We start from the raw sequence: 15,147 nt of genomic DNA, 5'->3' as shown, positions 1-15,147 counted from the left end.
GAGGAGAAGACATGAGCTTCAACTGACGGAGTGACAGCCATGCGCACGGCTGTGGCCCATCAATCAAGGCTGCGGCAGATCGCTTTCGTTGGACGGACCCCTACTATGGAAGTCGACCATGCTTCTTCGCTCCATGTTTGCCCAAAATTACCGCTCCTTACGCTCCATCCGCATGGATCTGGCCGGCGTTAATGTGTTCATCGGCGAGAACGGCGTCGGCAAATCGAACCTCTACCGCAGCCTCCAGCTAGTGCAGGCGGCGGTGCGCGGCACGTTCGCGCATGAGATCGCCGCCGAGGGCGGAATGGCTTCGGCGTTGTGGACCGGCCCAAGGCGCGACGAGAAGAATTTTCGCATCAAGCTGGAGGTGGAGGTTCTCGACGAGGAGCGGGCTGTGACGTGGAGATATTGGGTCGAAGCCGGGCTCAGACCGCCGGCCGCCGCCGGATTTGCCTTCGAGCCCCAGATCAAGGCCGAAGAGCTTTGTTTTGAGGCCGGATCGCGCCCCGTTACGATGATGAAGCGCAGCGGGCCGGGGATCATGGTTCGCGGTGACCGCGGCCGCATGGAGGATTACCCGGAGCAGGCGATGACGTCGGAAACAGCAATCGCCATGCTCGGAGATGCTGGACATTATCCGGAAATTGCGGCCTTTCGCCGCCTCATCGACGGCTGGCGATTCTTTCATGGATTCAGGACCGATCGGGAGTCGGCGTTGCGGCGTCCCTGCCTGGCGGTCACCTCGACGCTGCTGGACCAGGACGGCGCAAACATGGCGGCAGTGTTCGCGACCCTTGTGCATACCCGCGGGGACACGGTCGAGCTCGACCGGGCCATTTCCTCCGCCTTGGGCGGGGCGAAGTTGCACGTGCCGGAACCGGGGGAACATGCGGAATTCGGACTGATCTTTCCAGATTTCCCGCGCCGGATTTTTCAGCCGCGCGAGCTTTCTGACGGACAGATCCGTTTCCTCGGGCTTGCAGCCGCGCTGATGTCCTATCGCCAGCCGCCGCTGATCGCATTGAACGAGCCGGAAGCAAGCCTGCATCAGGACATGCTGTCGCCACTCGCCGACATGATCGCCGCAGCGGCAAGATTTAGCCAGATCTGGATCGTCACGCATTCCCAACGTCTCGCCTCGGCGGTGGAAGAGCGCTGTGGGGTGCGGCCGAAGCGGGTGATCCGAAAGGATGGCGCCACCTGGATTCAGGGTATGAGGCTGACGGGGGTCGTTGAAGACGAGGGTGACGATTAGCTGCAATCGAGCCGGTTCGCGTTACGGCGCCGGGTCGGAGGCCACGTATTCTAGGCCCCATCCGCGAATTGACGTCGAGCAATATTCGCCGCCGCTTTGGCGCAAGGCCGGTGAACTTCGGCGACAACGGCGGCGATTGCGAGCTTCAAGACCGTGACTACGGCCTGGCTCCCGCTGGCTTATTGTCGCCGGCTTCCGACCGCTCCGCAAAAAGCTGAGACAGTGCTTGCGACGCAGCAATGGCACGGGGAAAGCCTGCCGGAACCGTTATCATATAGATCACTTCCTTGAGCTCCTCCTTGGGAACGCCGATGTTGAGCGCATATCCGGCGTGAACCTTCATCAAGTCTGTCAGGCCCATTGCCGCAAATGCAGCGACGGCGGCGAGTTGGCGCGTGCGGTTATCGAGACCCGGGCGCGACCACACGTCTCCGAGAGCGTAGGCTTCGGTCGCTTCGGCAAGGAACGGAAACTCTTGCCGCATCGCTTCCAAATTTGGCTGTGTCGTGCCGTTGTTGAGGCTCAGGATGACAGCAGCACCGCGTTCGCGACGCTCCTCCACAGTCTGAGCGAAGACCACATCCGGCGACACGGCCAAGAGCGCCGCAGTACCCGCGGCTGCAAAGTGTGAGCGGAGATTCTGATACATGGAAAATTCTCCTTGTTCGATCCATTTTGTCGGACGCGAGACTTCCGAAAGTCCTTTGAACCAAGAGTACTGCGGCCACGACGGCGAAACAATTTACGAATGGTGACAAGCTTGGTAAGCTTTGATGACCAATGGCCATCGATCTAAAACTTGTGTCCGTATTCCTCGCCGTCGCGGAAGCGAAGAGTTTCCGTGGCGCGGCTGAGCGACTCGGCCTCAGCCACTCGGCGGTAAGCCAGGCGATCCGACGGATGGAAGACCGAATGGGAGTTGCTCTCATCCAGCGTACGACGCGGAGCGTCAGCCTGACTGAAGCGGGCATGCGGCTTTACGAGCGCGTTGGGCCCGCAGTCGCCGAAGTCGAACTGGCACTGGATGATGCCCAGGATCGGGGGTCCCAGCCGACAGGGCTCTTGCGGCTCGCTGTATCCTCGATTGCCGAGCGGTTTATCTCAGGGCCGCTGCTTGCGAGCTTCACGCACGCCTATCCGGGCGTGCAAGTCGATGTAAACGTCACGGATGAGGAGTTCGATATCGTCGCCGAGGGTTACGATGCGGGTGTGCGGCTCGGCGAAGTGATTGAGCAGGACATGATCGCGGTACCGGTCTCTGGCAACCAGCGGCAGCTCGTCGTCGCCGCGCCGTCTTACCTGGAACGCTTCGGAAGGCCCGCAAATCCATCAGAGCTTTCGCGGCACTGCTGCATCGGCTGGCGTCCGGCGCCGGATGTGGCGCCGTATCGCTGGGAGTTCGAGGAGAATGGTCGGGAATTCGACGTGGCCGTCAATCCGAGGATCACGACAAACGACATGGGGGTCATGGTGCGGACAGCGTGCGCCGGCGGAGGCGTGACATTCGGCATGGAAGAGACGTTCAGGCCATATCTCGACCGCGGAGAACTGGTGTCGCTTATGGAGGACTACCTACCGCCATTCCCAGGATTCTTTCTTTATTTCGCGGATCGCCGAAATCTGCCTCCAAAGCTGCGCGCCCTCGTCGATCACGTGCGTTATCGCTCCGACAGGAATGGACATGAAACGTCTTTCGAGGCGGGCTGAGGAAGAGGATCAGTCTCAGCCAGTTTCTGTTCGATGCCGGAGCCGACCGATTGAGCGACCGCAGCATCATCAGCGGCAATAGCTTTTCAAGATCCTTCGGTGAGCAGTCATAGTGCCGCCACAGAATTCAGCCCAATCAGGCTTGTTCAACAAGCGGATGGCGACAAGATGAGATTGCTGGCTCTCGTGGCTGTGGCCTTTTTGCTGACGGTCTTTCAGACTCAAGCCCAGATCTATGGGCCGTATGATGGATATGACGACTTTGGTGGATACGGTTACGACGATCCGTACAGCGCCTATCCGCCACCACTCGATTACGATCCGGCGCCTCCCTATCAAGAGCCCCTGCATGATCGCAGGCAACCGCCGACAGGCCGTGCAAAAGGAACCATCGAAATCGTGACAAGCGAGCATACGCTCATTTACACCACGCCTTGGGGCGAGCAATTCGCTTACCCCATCGCGGTCGGCCGTGAGGGCAAGCAATGGTATGGATCTACGCGGGTCGTGTCGAAGCGAGCGCATCCTGAATGGCGACCCACGGCCGGCATGCGGCAGAAGAACCCTCGGCTTCCAGCGGTCGTAAAGCCCGGCCCCGCCAATCCGCTTGGAACCCGCGCGATCTATCTCGCCGATGGCCTGCTGCGCATCCACGGCACCAACGACCCCTCGTCCATCGGCACCAACGCGTCGAGCGGGTGCTTTCGAATGTACCGTCAAGATGTCGAAGAGCTTTACGAGATCGTGCAGCCGGGAACGAAGGTCATCGTTCGGCGCTAGCTGTTAGCCGATCGGCGGATTGGCGCCGAGATATCTAACCATCGATGCGCAGCTTGCGCGCCAGAGCCTGGAGCTCCTTGAACCCTTTATACCGCTTGTCATGAATATCGGGGATCGCCCCTTCTGATGGCAGGAATGTCGTTTCGACCGCCGAGAGTGTCGTCATCGCTTCGCGTACATCCGAAAACAGCCCGCCGGCGACAGCGCCCAGGATGGCGGCCCCCAGGAGAACCGGTTCTTCTGCCTTTGTCGCGATGACCGGCTTGCCGCTCGCATCGGCGAGCAGCTGGCGAACGAAATCGTGCTGGCCGGCGCCACCGCTGATGACGATATTTTCGATGGCAACGCCCGCATCGGCCTGCGTCTCGATGATCTGCCTGAGGCCGTAGCCGATACCGCAAAGCCCTGCGACGTAAAGGGAGACCAGGCTGCCGATATCGTCCTCCATCCCGAGACCGGCAATGATTGCGCGGGCATGCGGATCGGCAAAGGGCGCGCGGTTGCCGAGGAACTCGGGAACGACGTGCACTCCGCTCGCAAGCGTGACGGCGTCGGAAAAACGGCCCGCCTTTCGGGCGGCCATATCTGCGAGCAGAACCGGCAGCGGAACACCCGCCCTCTTCGAAAGCTCCCGCGCTTCCGCGGCAGCGGGATGGAAGGAGAGCAACTGGTCGATCGCCGCGCCGGCGGCACTCTGGCCACCCTCGTTCAGCCATAGTCCCGGCACCATGGCCGAATAATAAGGTCCCCAGACGCCGGGCACGAACGACGGTTCAGCTGTCGATGTCATCGTGCAGGAGGAGGTGCCGAAAACATAGGCCAGATTGGCTTGTGGATCGGTACCGATGCCAACGGTTCCGATTCCGCCCGCATGGGCGTCGATCAGTCCGGCAGCGACGGGCGTTTCCGGCTTCAGGCCGAGCTCGCCGGCTGCAGTCTCCGTCAGTCCTCGACCGAGGGCCGAGCCGGGCTCGACGATAGCCTGACCGATGCGGGCAAACTCTTCGTCGGCGAGCATGCCGAGGCCGATCTGATGAAAATAATCGCCATCCCAGCGCTTTTCATGGGCGAGATAGGTCCACTTGCAGGTGACCGTGCAGGTCGAACGCGACAGATCGCCGGTCGCTCGCCAGGTCAGGAAATCTGCAAGGTCGAAGAATTGCCACGCGACATCAAAAACCTCAGGGCGATTTTCCTTCAGCCAGAGAAGCTTGGGCGTTTCCATCTCAGGCGAGATACGGCCGCCGACGTAACGCAGGACGTCATGGCCAAGCGCATTGATGCGCTCCGCCTGCGGCACGGCGCGGTGGTCCATCCAGACGATGATGTCCCGGTTCGGATCTTCCGAGGGTCCGACGGGAAGCGGCTTGCCGCCTTCACCGAGGACGACGAGCGAGCAGGTGGCATCGAACCCGAGCCCCATGACGGACGCCGGATCGACCCCGGCCGAGGAAACCGCTTCGCGCACTGCCGCGCAAACGGCCGCCCAGATCTCGGTGCTCGATTGCTCAACCATCGAACCCGGTTCGTGAAACAGGGTGATATTCCGCTTGGCGGACGCAAGCATCCGCCCGGTGAGGTCGAACAGGCCGGCACGGGCGCTGCCGGTGCCGACGTCGACGCCGATGACATGTTTGGCATCTGCTTCTGGCGTGCGAGATGTGTCGCTCATGGTCTCTCCTTTGAAGTCGGCAAGGATCAGGCTAACTGCAGTCTGGGCCAATGTTTACAGATCCACGCTATTTGGCAGAATCACCAGATCGCGGACGGTCACATTACGCGGCCGCGACAGCATGAAAAGGACGGCGTCGGCCACTTCATTCGGCTGCATCAGGCTGCCATTGGCCAGCGCCTCCTCCATTTTCGCCTTCGGCCAGTCGTCGAGCAAGGCCGTGACGACAGGTCCTGGCAGCACCGCACCGACGCGCACGCCATGCTGCGCCACTTGCCGGCGCGTGGAATGGACGAAGGCCTGAACAGCGAATTTCGAGGCCGTGTAGATCGGCTCCCACGCGACCGGCACGACGCCTGCGATCGAGCTCGTAAACAGGATGTCGCCGGACTTCTGGGCAATCATATGTGGCAGCACCGCATGGACCGAGCGGAAGGCCGCGTTGATGTTGAGATTGAGCATGCGGTCCCAGGCATCCGGGTCGCCATAGACAACGGGACCGCCAATATAGGCGCCGGCATTGGCGTGGAGGATGTCGAGCCCGCCGGCCACTTCAAGAATTCGAGGCAACATGCCCGAGACCTTCTTTCCATCGAGAAGATCGATGACGAGCGGCAGAGCGCCTCTGCCGATCTCCTTGCAAAGAGCTTCGAGCTTGTCCTTGGCGCGGTCGATGAGCACGACCGTTGCACCTGCGGTGTGGAGGCTGCGCGCACATTCCAGTCCGATGCCCGACGCGGCACCCGTAATGGCAGCCACCTTGCCTTTCATGAGATCAGTCATGAGGAATATTCCTTGCAGAAGCGGATGGCGCGCGTTCACAGCTGACGCGAGAGCACCCGAACCAGACGCCATCGGGTGAGACCGGGAATGAAAGGTCTTTTGCGACGGAGACCCTCACAACGTGCCTCCGATATCCTCCAGGATGGCGACAAGCTGTTCCGCCCCCATGGCAACGGCAAATGCTCCAGCTGTCATCAATGTCGCATGCCGGCCAGGTCTCGGATCAGCCGGGTCGACAAATCCGACGGCCGTCATTCCTGCGGAAACGGCTGCCGCCACGCCATGACTGCTATCGTCGATCATCACGCATCTGGAGGGACGGGCTCGAAAACGCTCCGCGCAGTGCAGCAATAGATCGGGCGCGGGCTTCGGCCGGGCGACGGCTTCGGCACTGAAGACCTCCTCCCCAAACGCGCTCCACAGTTCCAATATGCCCAAGCTGTTGCGAAGCCGCTGCATCGTGCTGTTTGACGCAACGCATTTTGGTCGCTGAAGTCCGTAGACGACATCGGCAATGCCGGGGATAGGCAGTAGCGAGCGCGAAAACTCTTCGAATAGACGCTGGTGCCATGTTTCAAACAACTCGGGGATTTCGACAATCCCATAATCGCGCCGGCACATCTCGCCGATGGTGCTTTCTGAATTGCCGGTAAATTTGAGATGAGCCTCTGCGGCGGTGATTGCAATGCCGACACCTTGCAGAGTCTCCGCCAATGTGCGGCTGGCGATCGGCTCGCTATCGATCAGCACACCGTCGCAATCGAAGATCACGAGATCAATGTTTTCCAAGGCTTGGCGGCCCGGCATACCGGGGCAATCGACGCGGTTATCGAGCATGCCTCACCTCCGCGCCTGCAATGCGAGATCCGGCCGATCCGTGGTGATCTGCCGGATCGGTTTGGCAAGCCAGTATTCGAGATCGCTTATGTCGTTTGGGACCCAGGCCCCAAGCCGGCCGACCGGCACGAGTTCGGTAATCTGCTCCCATTGTGCCGCAAGCAGCGACTTCTCGACGGCGATGATATCGGAGCACTCCTTCAGCAAGCTGAGGCCGTTCATCAGACCGAGACGCTCGACCGACCTGGAATCGAACGACGACAAGGTGCGGATATGCGGAGCAACCTTGCGTATGTCGACGAGCGCGTCCGGATGAAAGCTGGTGAGAATTGACCGCTTCGCCAAGTCAAGACGGTCGACCGTGGCGGCTGCCTTGGCGGCAAGCCCCTCATACGGCGTTCCGTCGGCATTGGTTTTCAGTTCGATATGAAGCTCGAGCGACGTGTCCTTGAAGACGGCGAGAACCTCTTCCAATGTGGGAATCGTCTCCCCGTCGCTCTCCTTGAGCCGCACCGTGCGATTTTCGCCAGGGCGAAGGTCGGCGACCAGCCCGTCGGCATCTGTCGTTCGGTCCAGCGTCGGGTCATGAATGACAAGCACTTCCCCCGCGCGCGTCAGATGAATGTCGAATTCGACGCCGTCTACCGGCATTTGCGCGAGTTTACGAAAGCCCGAAAGACTGTTCTCGGGCCAGAGATTGCGACCACCGCGGTGGCCGATGATATGTACCATTGTCTGAATATCCTTGAAATTCGGGATGTTACTTTCCGGAGTCCACCAGTCCCTTGGTGAACCAGCGCTGCATGAAGAGAATGACGGCCGCAGGCGGAAGCATGACGAGAAGTGCCGCACTCATCGCGATGTTCCAGGCAGGTGCTGAGTCCGAGACGGGAACGAGCTGCTTCAGCCCAAGGACCGCAGTTCCCATCTCCTTGTCCGTCGTGAAGAGCAGCGGCCACAAATACTGGTTCCAGCCATAGAGAAACAGGATGATCGACAGGGCCGCGATATTGGCGCTCGAGAGTGGAAGGAGAATGTCCTTGAAGAATTTCAGCGGGCCGGCTCCATCGAGCTTGGCGGCCTCGCAGAGTTCATCGGGAACGGTCAGGAAGAACTGCCGGAAAAGGAAGGTCGCGGAGGCAGAGGCGATGAGAGGCAGGATCAGGCCGGCGTAGCTGTTGACCATGTTCCACTTCAAGGATGCTTCGATACTGTATCCGGTGAGCCCTTCAACGACACCGGAAAGACCGATCGACCCGGCCAACCAGCGCAGCGGCCCGGCAGCATCGGCGACCGCTTCATAGGTCGGGATGATGCGGACCTCGACCGGAAGCATCAGCGACACGAAAATGAGCCAGAATGCCGTCATGCGAAACGGGAAGCGAAAATAGGTCACGCCAAATGCTGCAATCAATGAGATCGCCAGCTTTCCGATAACGATGCCGGCGGTGACGATGATCGAATTCAAAAACAACCGGGAGAACTCGCCCTGCTGCCAGGCGGCGGCAAGGTTTTCGAGAAAATGGGAGCCTGGGATGACCGGGAACGGCGCCTGCTGAACCTGCTGCAACGTCAATGATCCGGCGACGAAAGCGAAGTAGAGGGGAAGGCAGACAAAGATCGCGCCAATCAGCAGTATGGCGTGGCAGAAGATCGAAAGACCGAGATGACGTTCGGGCATGATTACACCTGGTAATTGACCTTGCGCTCGAGGGCGCGGAATTGAACGATGGTGAACAGGATGGCGATGAACATCAGCAGCACGGATTGTGCGGCCGACGACCCGAGGTCCAGTTGCACAAAACCATCCTGGTAAACCTTGTAGACCATGCTGTTCGTTGCGCCTGCCGGGCCACCGCGCGTGACCGCGTCGATAATGCCGAAGGTTTCAAACAGCCCGTAGACGAAGTTCATCACCACGAGGAAGAAGATCGTCGGTGAGATCAGGGGAAGCGAAATTGTGAAGAAGCGCCGGACCGGCCTTGCGCCATCGAGCTTTGCCGCCTCCAGAAGCGAAACGGGCACGGCCAACAATGCGGCGACGAGAAAGATATAGTCGTAGCAGACATTCTTCCAGACCGACGCGATGGTCACCAGGAGCTGCGCATCGAAAGGACGCCGGTTTGGATCCCATTCGAAACCGAGCCCATGCAGAAATTGAGCAACCGGCCCGACCGCAGGATTGAACAGGAAGGCCCAGATCACGCCTGAAATCACCGGGGCGATCGCGTATGGCAGCAGGATGATGCTTTTATAAATTCCCCTGCCCCTGACCACGAAGTCGGTCGCGAATGCAAGCAAACCTGCAAGCACAAGCGTTGCAGCGTTCTGTGCGAGCGTGAACCAGAGAGTGAATACCGCGCTGCTTCGATATTCCGGACTTGCGAACAGATTGTAGAAGTTTTTCAGCCCGACGAAGATCTGCGTGCCGCCGAACGGATCGACCTGAACGAAGGCTAACGACAGTGCCTTGTAAGACGGTATGAAAAAGAAGAACAACAGGATCAGCAGCTGCGGCGCGACAAGTCCGAAGGCGAGCCACGGCCTGTTGAAGTGAGCGGACTTCAATCCAGCATCCGATGAGGGCACGATCAGGCGGCCCGCCGAAAGAGCGTGCGGGATGCGAAGGCGCCGGGTGGCGCCTCCCATCTCTCCGAGGGTCTTACTTTGCTGCATGAAGCTGCTCATACTGCCGAAGGATCTGGTTTCCACGGGCCGCAGCAGCATCCAGTGCCTGCTGCGGCGTCTTCTGTCCGGTCCACACGCCTTGGATCTCCTCGACCAGAAGCGCCATCGACTGATTGTGATTGCCAAAGCGGAAGCCGCGCGAATTGTCGGTTGGCGTGCCGCGCGTGAGTTGGAGAATGGCGACCTCGCGGGTCGGATGCTCCTTGAAATAGCCCTCGGATTTGGCCTCTTCGTAGGCGGCATTCGTCACCGGGACATAGCCGGTTTGCTTGCTCCACCAGACTTGTGTCTTCGGCAAAGCGACAAAATTCAAGAAGGCCGCAGCGCCTGCGTATTCTTCGTCCGACTTGCCTTTCAACACCCAAAGCGCGCCGCCGCCGATGGTGCTGTTCTTGGGCTCGATGCCCTCCTCATGCGGCAGGAACGTCGCGCTCCATTGAAATTTCGCACCGCTTTCAACAGCGGCATGCGCCGCGGTCGAGGCCACGTAGGTCGAGCAGGTGCCGGAGGTGAACAACTGGTCGGGAGAGAGACCTTGCCCGGCGATCTGCAGGACCCCATCGTCGAGCCACGTCTTGAGGCGTGTCACCTGGCCGACGATCAGCGGGCTCTTGTTGAAGATGAATTCGGTATCGAGACCGCCGAAGCCGTTTGCCTTGGTACCGTAAGGCTGGTCCTGGATCGCGGCATAGTTCTCGATCAGGCTCCAATAGAAGTCGTTCGCAAGCGCCATCTGGCACTTTGAAATTCCCTTCTCCTTGATAGCGTGCAACTGCTTGTCGAGTTCCCGCCAGGTCTCGGCCGGCTTGTCGAAGCCGGCTGCCTTGAAGTGATCGGCATTGTACCAGAAGATCGGTGTGGAACTGTTGAAGGGCATTGCCGCCGGCTTGCCGTCGACGAGATAAAAGCCTGCGACCGGAGCGATGAAATTGCCCCAGTCGATCTTGTAGCCTTCCTTCTCCATAAGCTCCGGCACCGGGATGATGGCGCCGGAATTATACATGGTCAGAAAGCCTCGCTCGGCGGCTTGGATAAGCACGGGCTGCTGACCGACGCGATAGGCGGCCACCATCGCCGCCATGGTTTCCTCGTAATTGCCTTTGCTGATGCCAACGAGCTCATATTTGTCCTGCGAGGCATTGAAGTCCGAAATCAGCTGTTTGGTGATCTCGGCCAGGCGGCCGTTTGCTGCGTTCCACCACTCGATCTTGACGCGATCATCTGCACTGGCGTCGCCTGCATTGGCCAATCCGAGCGTCATAAGAGCAGCGCCTGCCGCGAAGGACCGAAATGTCCGTCCTATGCGAGCGCCCATCGAAAACTCTGTCGTCATTTCGCTTTCCTCTCCATTGCCGTTTGTGTTCGCCGATCGGTGCGTCCAGCGCCGATCAACCCCTCCCAAGGTGGCGATAAAAACAAGGTTGGGGCTACTTGTTACAAATGTCAATAGCGTGTTACAAATGTATGACGATATCGAAGGGAGGATACTTTGGCAGCGATCGAACTGATTGACCTGAAGAAAAATTACGGCCCCGTCTCCGCGGTGAAGGGGATCAATCTCACCGTTGCAGATGGCGAAATGATCGTGTTGGTCGGACCGTCGGGATGCGGAAAGTCGACCTTGCTTCGTATGATTGCCGGCCTTGAAGCCATAAGCTCCGGCCACCTCAGGATCGCTGGAAGCGACGTTGGCCATGTCGATCCGGCCGACCGCAACATCGCCATGGTGTTCCAAAACTATGCGCTCTATCCTCACATGACTGTTCGGCAGAATCTCGAATACGGCCTTAAAAATCGCCGTGTCGCTCGCGGCGAGATTGAGCGGCGAATCGCCAATGCCGCCAGCATTCTTGAGATTGGCGAATTCCTCGAACGGCGTCCCCGCCAGCTGTCAGGCGGACAGCGGCAACGGGTTGCCATGGGCCGCGCCATCGTCCGCGATCCCGCCGCCTTTCTCTTCGATGAACCGCTGTCCAACCTGGATGCGAAGCTGCGTGTGCAAATGCGCGTCGAAATCCGAAGACTGCAGCGGCAGCTTAAAACGACAAGCCTTTATGTGACGCACGACCAGCTCGAGGCCATGACGCTTGCCGACCGGCTGGTGGTCATGAACGGTGGCCGGATCGAGCAGATCGGGACACCAATCGAGGTGTACCGCCGGCCTGAAACAGTGTTCGTGGCAGGGTTCATCGGCTCGCCGCCGATGAACCTGATCGATCTCGATCAGCTTGGCCCCTGCCAACTCGCGCTTCCCAGGGATACCGATGTCATCGGCATCCGGCCGAGTGCAATCAATCTCGGCAGCGGTTCAGCGCATGATCTCCGGTTCGACGCTTTCGTTGAATTGATCGAGACCGTCGGCGATGAGAACAACGTCCATTTGCGCATCGATGGCGCCGACAAGCGCGTCGTGGCCAGTATTTCCACCAATCAGCCTCTGCAGGAAGGTGATCGGATTTCGTGTCATGTGGGAATGGATGGCCTGCATCCCTTCAACCGGGCGACCGGGCGTCGAACCGATTGACAGGGGAAGCAAACGGCATCCAACCGTCACAATTGACAACCGCAGGGATTCGCGATCCATAGCCGTCAAAGCGGAGGCGCAGATATTGCATGACGCAGAATAGAAATTCTCCATTCGCCTCCGTTGCGCTCCCAGATGAGCAAATGCAGGTGCGCGTGGTTTGGCTCTATTACATGGAGGGGCGCACGCAAGGTGAAATTGCCGAAGCGCTCTCAACCAACAGGCTTCGCGTCAACAAGATCATCGCAGAAGCGCGCCGTTCGGGCCTGGTCACGATCACACTCAATTCGCGGCTGACATCCTGTGTCGCTCTGGAACAGCAGTTGGCGGCGGAATTCTCTCTGACCAGGGCTATCATCGTGCCAACTCCAGAGGATGAGGACCTCATCCCCGTCCTGCTCGGTCAAGCGGCAGCGGATTATCTCGTTCAGTTGCTGAACGGTGGCAACATTCGCGGCATCGGCGTCGGATGGGGAGCCACTCTGCGCGAAATGGTGCGTCATATGCCTTCACAGCGGCGACCCGAAATCTGTGTCAACTCGGTCATGGGCGGACTGACGCATGGCATCGAAATCAACACGTTTGATATCGCGAGCGACCTTGCCCGCCAGCTCAATGCCGAGTGTTCCTATCTTGCCGCGCCCATCTACGCGGGCAGCCCCGAGTCGCGCGCAGCGATCGTCGGACAAGACGTCTTTGAAGCGGCCTTTCGGCAGATCGAGGCCAATGACGTCATCGTGCTCAGCATCGGCGACATGACCGAGCGCTCGCTGCTGATGCGCTACGGCCTGCCGAGCAACATCAACATAGAAGAGCTTGTCGCAGCCGGCGCCTGTGGTGACGTGCTTGGCCAGTTTGTCGACAAGACCGGGCGCCCGATCGAGCATGCGATCAACAGGTGCGCGATTGCTCCGGAATTTGCGGTGTTGCGAGCCATTCCCAACGTCGTCTTCGCATCTGGTGGCCTGAACAAGGTTCACGCAATTGCCGCCGTTTTATTGTCCGGCCTCGGAAACGTGCTGGTTTGCGACGAAGCGACTGCACGGCAAGCACAACTCATTGCTACCGAGTTGAGGACACACGGCGGGTCATAAATCGCGCATCGACGGCTGATCCCGACTGCAGGCTCCTTCGGTAGATCCGATTTCCACGTGCGCCTGGCGCATCTCAGGAACTCTGCGGTCGCCCATTTGTTTTACATCCTGCACCGCCCAGAAGTTTGTCCCCAGATGCAATCGGCGATAGTGGAGCTGATCCATGGATATGACGCGCATCCGAGATCGCATGGTGGAGCACCACGTGACGCGTCGCGGCATTCGCGATCAAAGCGTCATCGGGGCGATGCGCATGGTGCCACGCGAAAATTTCGTTCCTCCAGGCTCCGAGGAATTCGCCTATGAGGATGCACCGCTGTCGATCGGCGAGGGCCAGACAATTTCGCAGCCGTTCATCGTGGCTCTGATGCTCGAAAAGGCCAATCTGAATGCCGGTGACAAAGTGCTCGAGGTCGGAACGGGCTCCGGCTATGCTTCGGCCCTCATCAGCCGGATAGCAAGGCATGTCTACTCTATCGAGCGCCATGAAAAGCTGGCGCTTCAGGCTAGGGAACGGTTCGAGAAGCTGGGATACCGCAACATTGACGTTCACGTCGGCGATGGCAGCAAGGGCTTGGCAAAAGCCGCTCCGTTCGATGCCATTATCGTTTCCGCGGGCGCACCCAAGGTGCCAACCGCCTTGAAAGAACAGCTGCACCTCGGAGGGCGGCTCATCATCCCGGTCGGCGGCGGTGAAGGGCAGCGCCTGAAACGGTTCACGCGCACCAGCGCCGCCGCATTCGAGGAAGAAGATCTCGGCGGGGTGCGCTTCGTTCCCTTGATCGGCGAAGACGCCTGGACAGCTTCACATCCGATGTACACGGCAACGGCCCCCTCATTGCCGGGAACGGTTGCCTCCGAACCAAGTTCTCCGCATGACGGACAGGGAGAGGGGATGGAAAATCACAAATTGCCTGCGTTGCCGCATCAGCATCATCAAGAAGCAGAAATCCGGCTGACAATCGACGACGAAGGAGACATCGCGAGTTAAGGTATGAACTCTCTACCATTTTTGAGCTGATCACCGCTTGGGAACGCGCGTCAGAAGGATAGGTCGAGCACCCTGCCTTCGAACAGACGGTCCCGCGAGCCTTCAAGATGCGCCTTCATCAGTCTCTGCGCATCGTCCGGCCGGCCATCGGCGATCGCCTTGTAGATGGCGTTATGCTCTTCATAGACCTGTTCCAACCCTTGGCGAGGGCCGAGCAAAGAGAGGCCGTGGAGATGCATGCCGACGGCGATATGAGCCTTCAGCGCATCGATCGAGGCCGTGTAATAATGATTGTTGGCAGCCTCCGTCACCGCGCGGTGGAAGAGGAAATCGGCGTCGGTGCGATGAAGCTGGTGGCTGGTCGCCTCACGCAGATCTGCAAGCGCGCTGGCGATCTTCTGAATGGCCGATTCATTGCGACGTTTGGCGGCGAAATAGGCCGCCGCCGGCTCGATCGTCAGGCGGAACTCATAGCAACGTTGAATGTCGGCGATCGTCTTGACCGGCGAATAGGCAAGCTGCGTCGTCGGCGATCCATGCGCACTGACGAAGGTGCCGGCGCCCTGCCGGGCATAGACCATGCCCTGATCGCGCAGGCGCGCAAGCGCATCGCGGACGATCGGCCGCGACACACCCAGCATCGAGGCAAGCTCATGTTCGCCGGGAAGGCGTGAATCCGGCGGATAGTTTCCGCCGCGGATACGCTCGAGCAACTGGTCGAAGACGCGATCGACCAGCTTGACGCCCTTGCCGCGTTCTGGCTTGCCCGGCGGGCCGGCTTCCGCGTTCAAAGATTCGCCATTCACTTCAGCCACG

At 59.7% G+C, this 15,147-nt stretch carries 14 protein-coding genes and 1 pseudogene; 6 read left to right on the top strand and 9 right to left on the bottom strand.

Features of this window, described 5'->3' with window-relative positions:
* Positions 1-118 precede the first annotated feature (118 nt).
* Positions 119-1,255, top strand: a complete 1,137-nt coding sequence (locus RL_RS26480; RefSeq protein WP_028743325.1) for an AAA family ATPase — start codon at positions 119-121, stop codon at positions 1,253-1,255.
* A gap of 157 nt (positions 1,256-1,412) precedes the next feature.
* Here RL_RS26480 and RL_RS26475 read toward each other — a convergent pair whose 3' ends face one another.
* On the bottom strand, positions 1,413-1,904 hold the full coding sequence (locus RL_RS26475; protein ID WP_011649650.1) for a carboxymuconolactone decarboxylase family protein: 492 nt from the start codon (positions 1,902-1,904) through the stop codon (positions 1,413-1,415).
* Positions 1,905-2,035: 131 nt separating this feature from the next.
* Here RL_RS26475 and RL_RS26470 point away from each other — a divergent pair, with 131 nt between their 5' ends.
* Together RL_RS26470 and RL_RS26465 are read left to right on the top strand one after the other, a co-directional pair.
* Entirely contained in the window at positions 2,036-2,962 is a 927-nt protein-coding gene (locus RL_RS26470; protein WP_011649649.1) for a LysR family transcriptional regulator, read from the top strand.
* A 168-nt stretch (positions 2,963-3,130) separates the two neighbouring features.
* Positions 3,131-3,742 carry a L,D-transpeptidase gene (locus RL_RS26465; protein ID WP_028743327.1) on the top strand — a complete coding sequence of 204 codons (612 nt, stop codon included), beginning with the start codon at positions 3,131-3,133 and terminating at the stop codon, positions 3,740-3,742.
* Between the two features lie 34 nt (positions 3,743-3,776).
* Here the strand turns inward: RL_RS26465 and RL_RS26460 are convergent, their stop codons facing one another.
* The 7 genes from RL_RS26460 to RL_RS26430 all read right to left on the bottom strand — a co-directional run bounded on the left by RL_RS26460 (position 3,777) and on the right by RL_RS26430 (position 11,055).
* Positions 3,777-5,414 carry an FGGY-family carbohydrate kinase gene (locus RL_RS26460; RefSeq protein WP_011649647.1) on the bottom strand — a complete coding sequence of 546 codons (1,638 nt, stop codon included), beginning with the start codon at positions 5,412-5,414 and terminating at the stop codon, positions 3,777-3,779.
* Positions 5,415-5,468: 54 nt separating this feature from the next.
* Positions 5,469-6,197, bottom strand: a complete 729-nt coding sequence (locus RL_RS26455; protein WP_011649646.1) for an SDR family oxidoreductase — start codon at positions 6,195-6,197, stop codon at positions 5,469-5,471.
* 114 nt (positions 6,198-6,311) lie between these two features.
* Entirely contained in the window at positions 6,312-7,034 is a 723-nt protein-coding gene (locus tag RL_RS26450; protein ID WP_011649645.1) for an HAD family hydrolase, read from the bottom strand.
* A gap of 3 nt (positions 7,035-7,037) precedes the next feature.
* Complete coding sequence (locus RL_RS26445) at positions 7,038-7,766, bottom strand: glycerophosphodiester phosphodiesterase family protein (RefSeq protein WP_011649644.1); 729 nt, start codon at positions 7,764-7,766, stop codon at positions 7,038-7,040.
* A gap of 28 nt (positions 7,767-7,794) precedes the next feature.
* A complete protein-coding gene (locus RL_RS26440) occupies positions 7,795-8,715 on the bottom strand; it encodes an ABC transporter permease subunit (protein ID WP_011649643.1) in 921 nt (306 codons plus the stop codon).
* Between the two features lie 2 nt (positions 8,716-8,717).
* Positions 8,718-9,683, bottom strand: a complete 966-nt coding sequence (locus tag RL_RS26435; RefSeq protein WP_028743328.1) for an ABC transporter permease subunit — start codon at positions 9,681-9,683, stop codon at positions 8,718-8,720.
* A 13-nt stretch (positions 9,684-9,696) separates the two neighbouring features.
* Positions 9,697-11,055 (bottom strand): extracellular solute-binding protein, encoded by a 1,359-nt coding sequence (locus RL_RS26430; protein ID WP_028743329.1) that lies wholly within the window; start codon positions 11,053-11,055, stop codon positions 9,697-9,699.
* A gap of 156 nt (positions 11,056-11,211) precedes the next feature.
* Between RL_RS26430 and RL_RS26425 the strand changes: the two genes are divergently transcribed.
* From RL_RS26425 to RL_RS26415, 3 genes and pseudogenes are all read left to right on the top strand, one after another.
* Complete coding sequence (locus tag RL_RS26425; RefSeq protein ID WP_011649640.1) at positions 11,212-12,246, top strand: sn-glycerol-3-phosphate import ATP-binding protein UgpC; 1,035 nt, start codon at positions 11,212-11,214, stop codon at positions 12,244-12,246.
* Positions 12,247-12,335: 89 nt separating this feature from the next.
* A complete protein-coding gene (locus RL_RS26420) occupies positions 12,336-13,340 on the top strand; it encodes a sugar-binding transcriptional regulator (protein ID WP_011649639.1) in 1,005 nt (334 codons plus the stop codon).
* Positions 13,341-13,503: 163 nt separating this feature from the next.
* Positions 13,504-14,265 (top strand): annotated as a pseudogene (locus tag RL_RS26415) (protein-L-isoaspartate(D-aspartate) O-methyltransferase); the annotation flags it as partial.
* A 116-nt stretch (positions 14,266-14,381) separates the two neighbouring features.
* Here the strand turns inward: RL_RS26415 and RL_RS26410 are convergent.
* On the bottom strand, positions 14,382-15,146 hold the full coding sequence (locus tag RL_RS26410; protein ID WP_011649637.1) for a FadR/GntR family transcriptional regulator: 765 nt from the start codon (positions 15,144-15,146) through the stop codon (positions 14,382-14,384).
* Position 15,147 lies beyond the last annotated feature (1 nt).

Source organism: Rhizobium johnstonii 3841 (assembly GCF_000009265.1).
Classification (GTDB): domain Bacteria; phylum Pseudomonadota; class Alphaproteobacteria; order Rhizobiales; family Rhizobiaceae; genus Rhizobium; species Rhizobium acaciae.
Note: the sequence above shows the minus strand (reverse complement) of the source record. Positions and strands in the feature narration are given on the sequence as shown.

Excerpts from the sequence above, each read along its gene's own strand:
- RL_RS26455 (WP_011649646.1), bottom strand. The coding sequence starts at position 6,197 with ATGACTGATCTCATGAAAGGCAAGGTGGCTGCCATTACGGGTGCCGCG.
- RL_RS26450 (WP_011649645.1), bottom strand. The coding sequence starts at position 7,034 with ATGCTCGATAACCGCGTCGATTGCCCCGGTATGCCGGGCCGCCAAGCC.
- RL_RS26470 (WP_011649649.1), top strand. The coding sequence starts at position 2,036 with ATGGCCATCGATCTAAAACTTGTGTCCGTATTCCTCGCCGTCGCGGAA.
- RL_RS26430 (WP_028743329.1), bottom strand. The coding sequence starts at position 11,055 with ATGACGACAGAGTTTTCGATGGGCGCTCGCATAGGACGGACATTTCGG.
- RL_RS26480 (WP_028743325.1), top strand. The coding sequence starts at position 119 with ATGCTTCTTCGCTCCATGTTTGCCCAAAATTACCGCTCCTTACGCTCC.
- RL_RS26445 (WP_011649644.1), bottom strand. The coding sequence starts at position 7,766 with ATGGTACATATCATCGGCCACCGCGGTGGTCGCAATCTCTGGCCCGAG.
- RL_RS26465 (WP_028743327.1), top strand. The coding sequence starts at position 3,131 with ATGAGATTGCTGGCTCTCGTGGCTGTGGCCTTTTTGCTGACGGTCTTT.
- RL_RS26460 (WP_011649647.1), bottom strand. The coding sequence starts at position 5,414 with ATGAGCGACACATCTCGCACGCCAGAAGCAGATGCCAAACATGTCATC.
- RL_RS26440 (WP_011649643.1), bottom strand. The coding sequence starts at position 8,715 with ATGCCCGAACGTCATCTCGGTCTTTCGATCTTCTGCCACGCCATACTG.
- RL_RS26435 (WP_028743328.1), bottom strand. The coding sequence starts at position 9,683 with ATGGGAGGCGCCACCCGGCGCCTTCGCATCCCGCACGCTCTTTCGGCG.
- RL_RS26420 (WP_011649639.1), top strand. The coding sequence starts at position 12,336 with ATGACGCAGAATAGAAATTCTCCATTCGCCTCCGTTGCGCTCCCAGAT.
- RL_RS26475 (WP_011649650.1), bottom strand. The coding sequence starts at position 1,904 with ATGTATCAGAATCTCCGCTCACACTTTGCAGCCGCGGGTACTGCGGCG.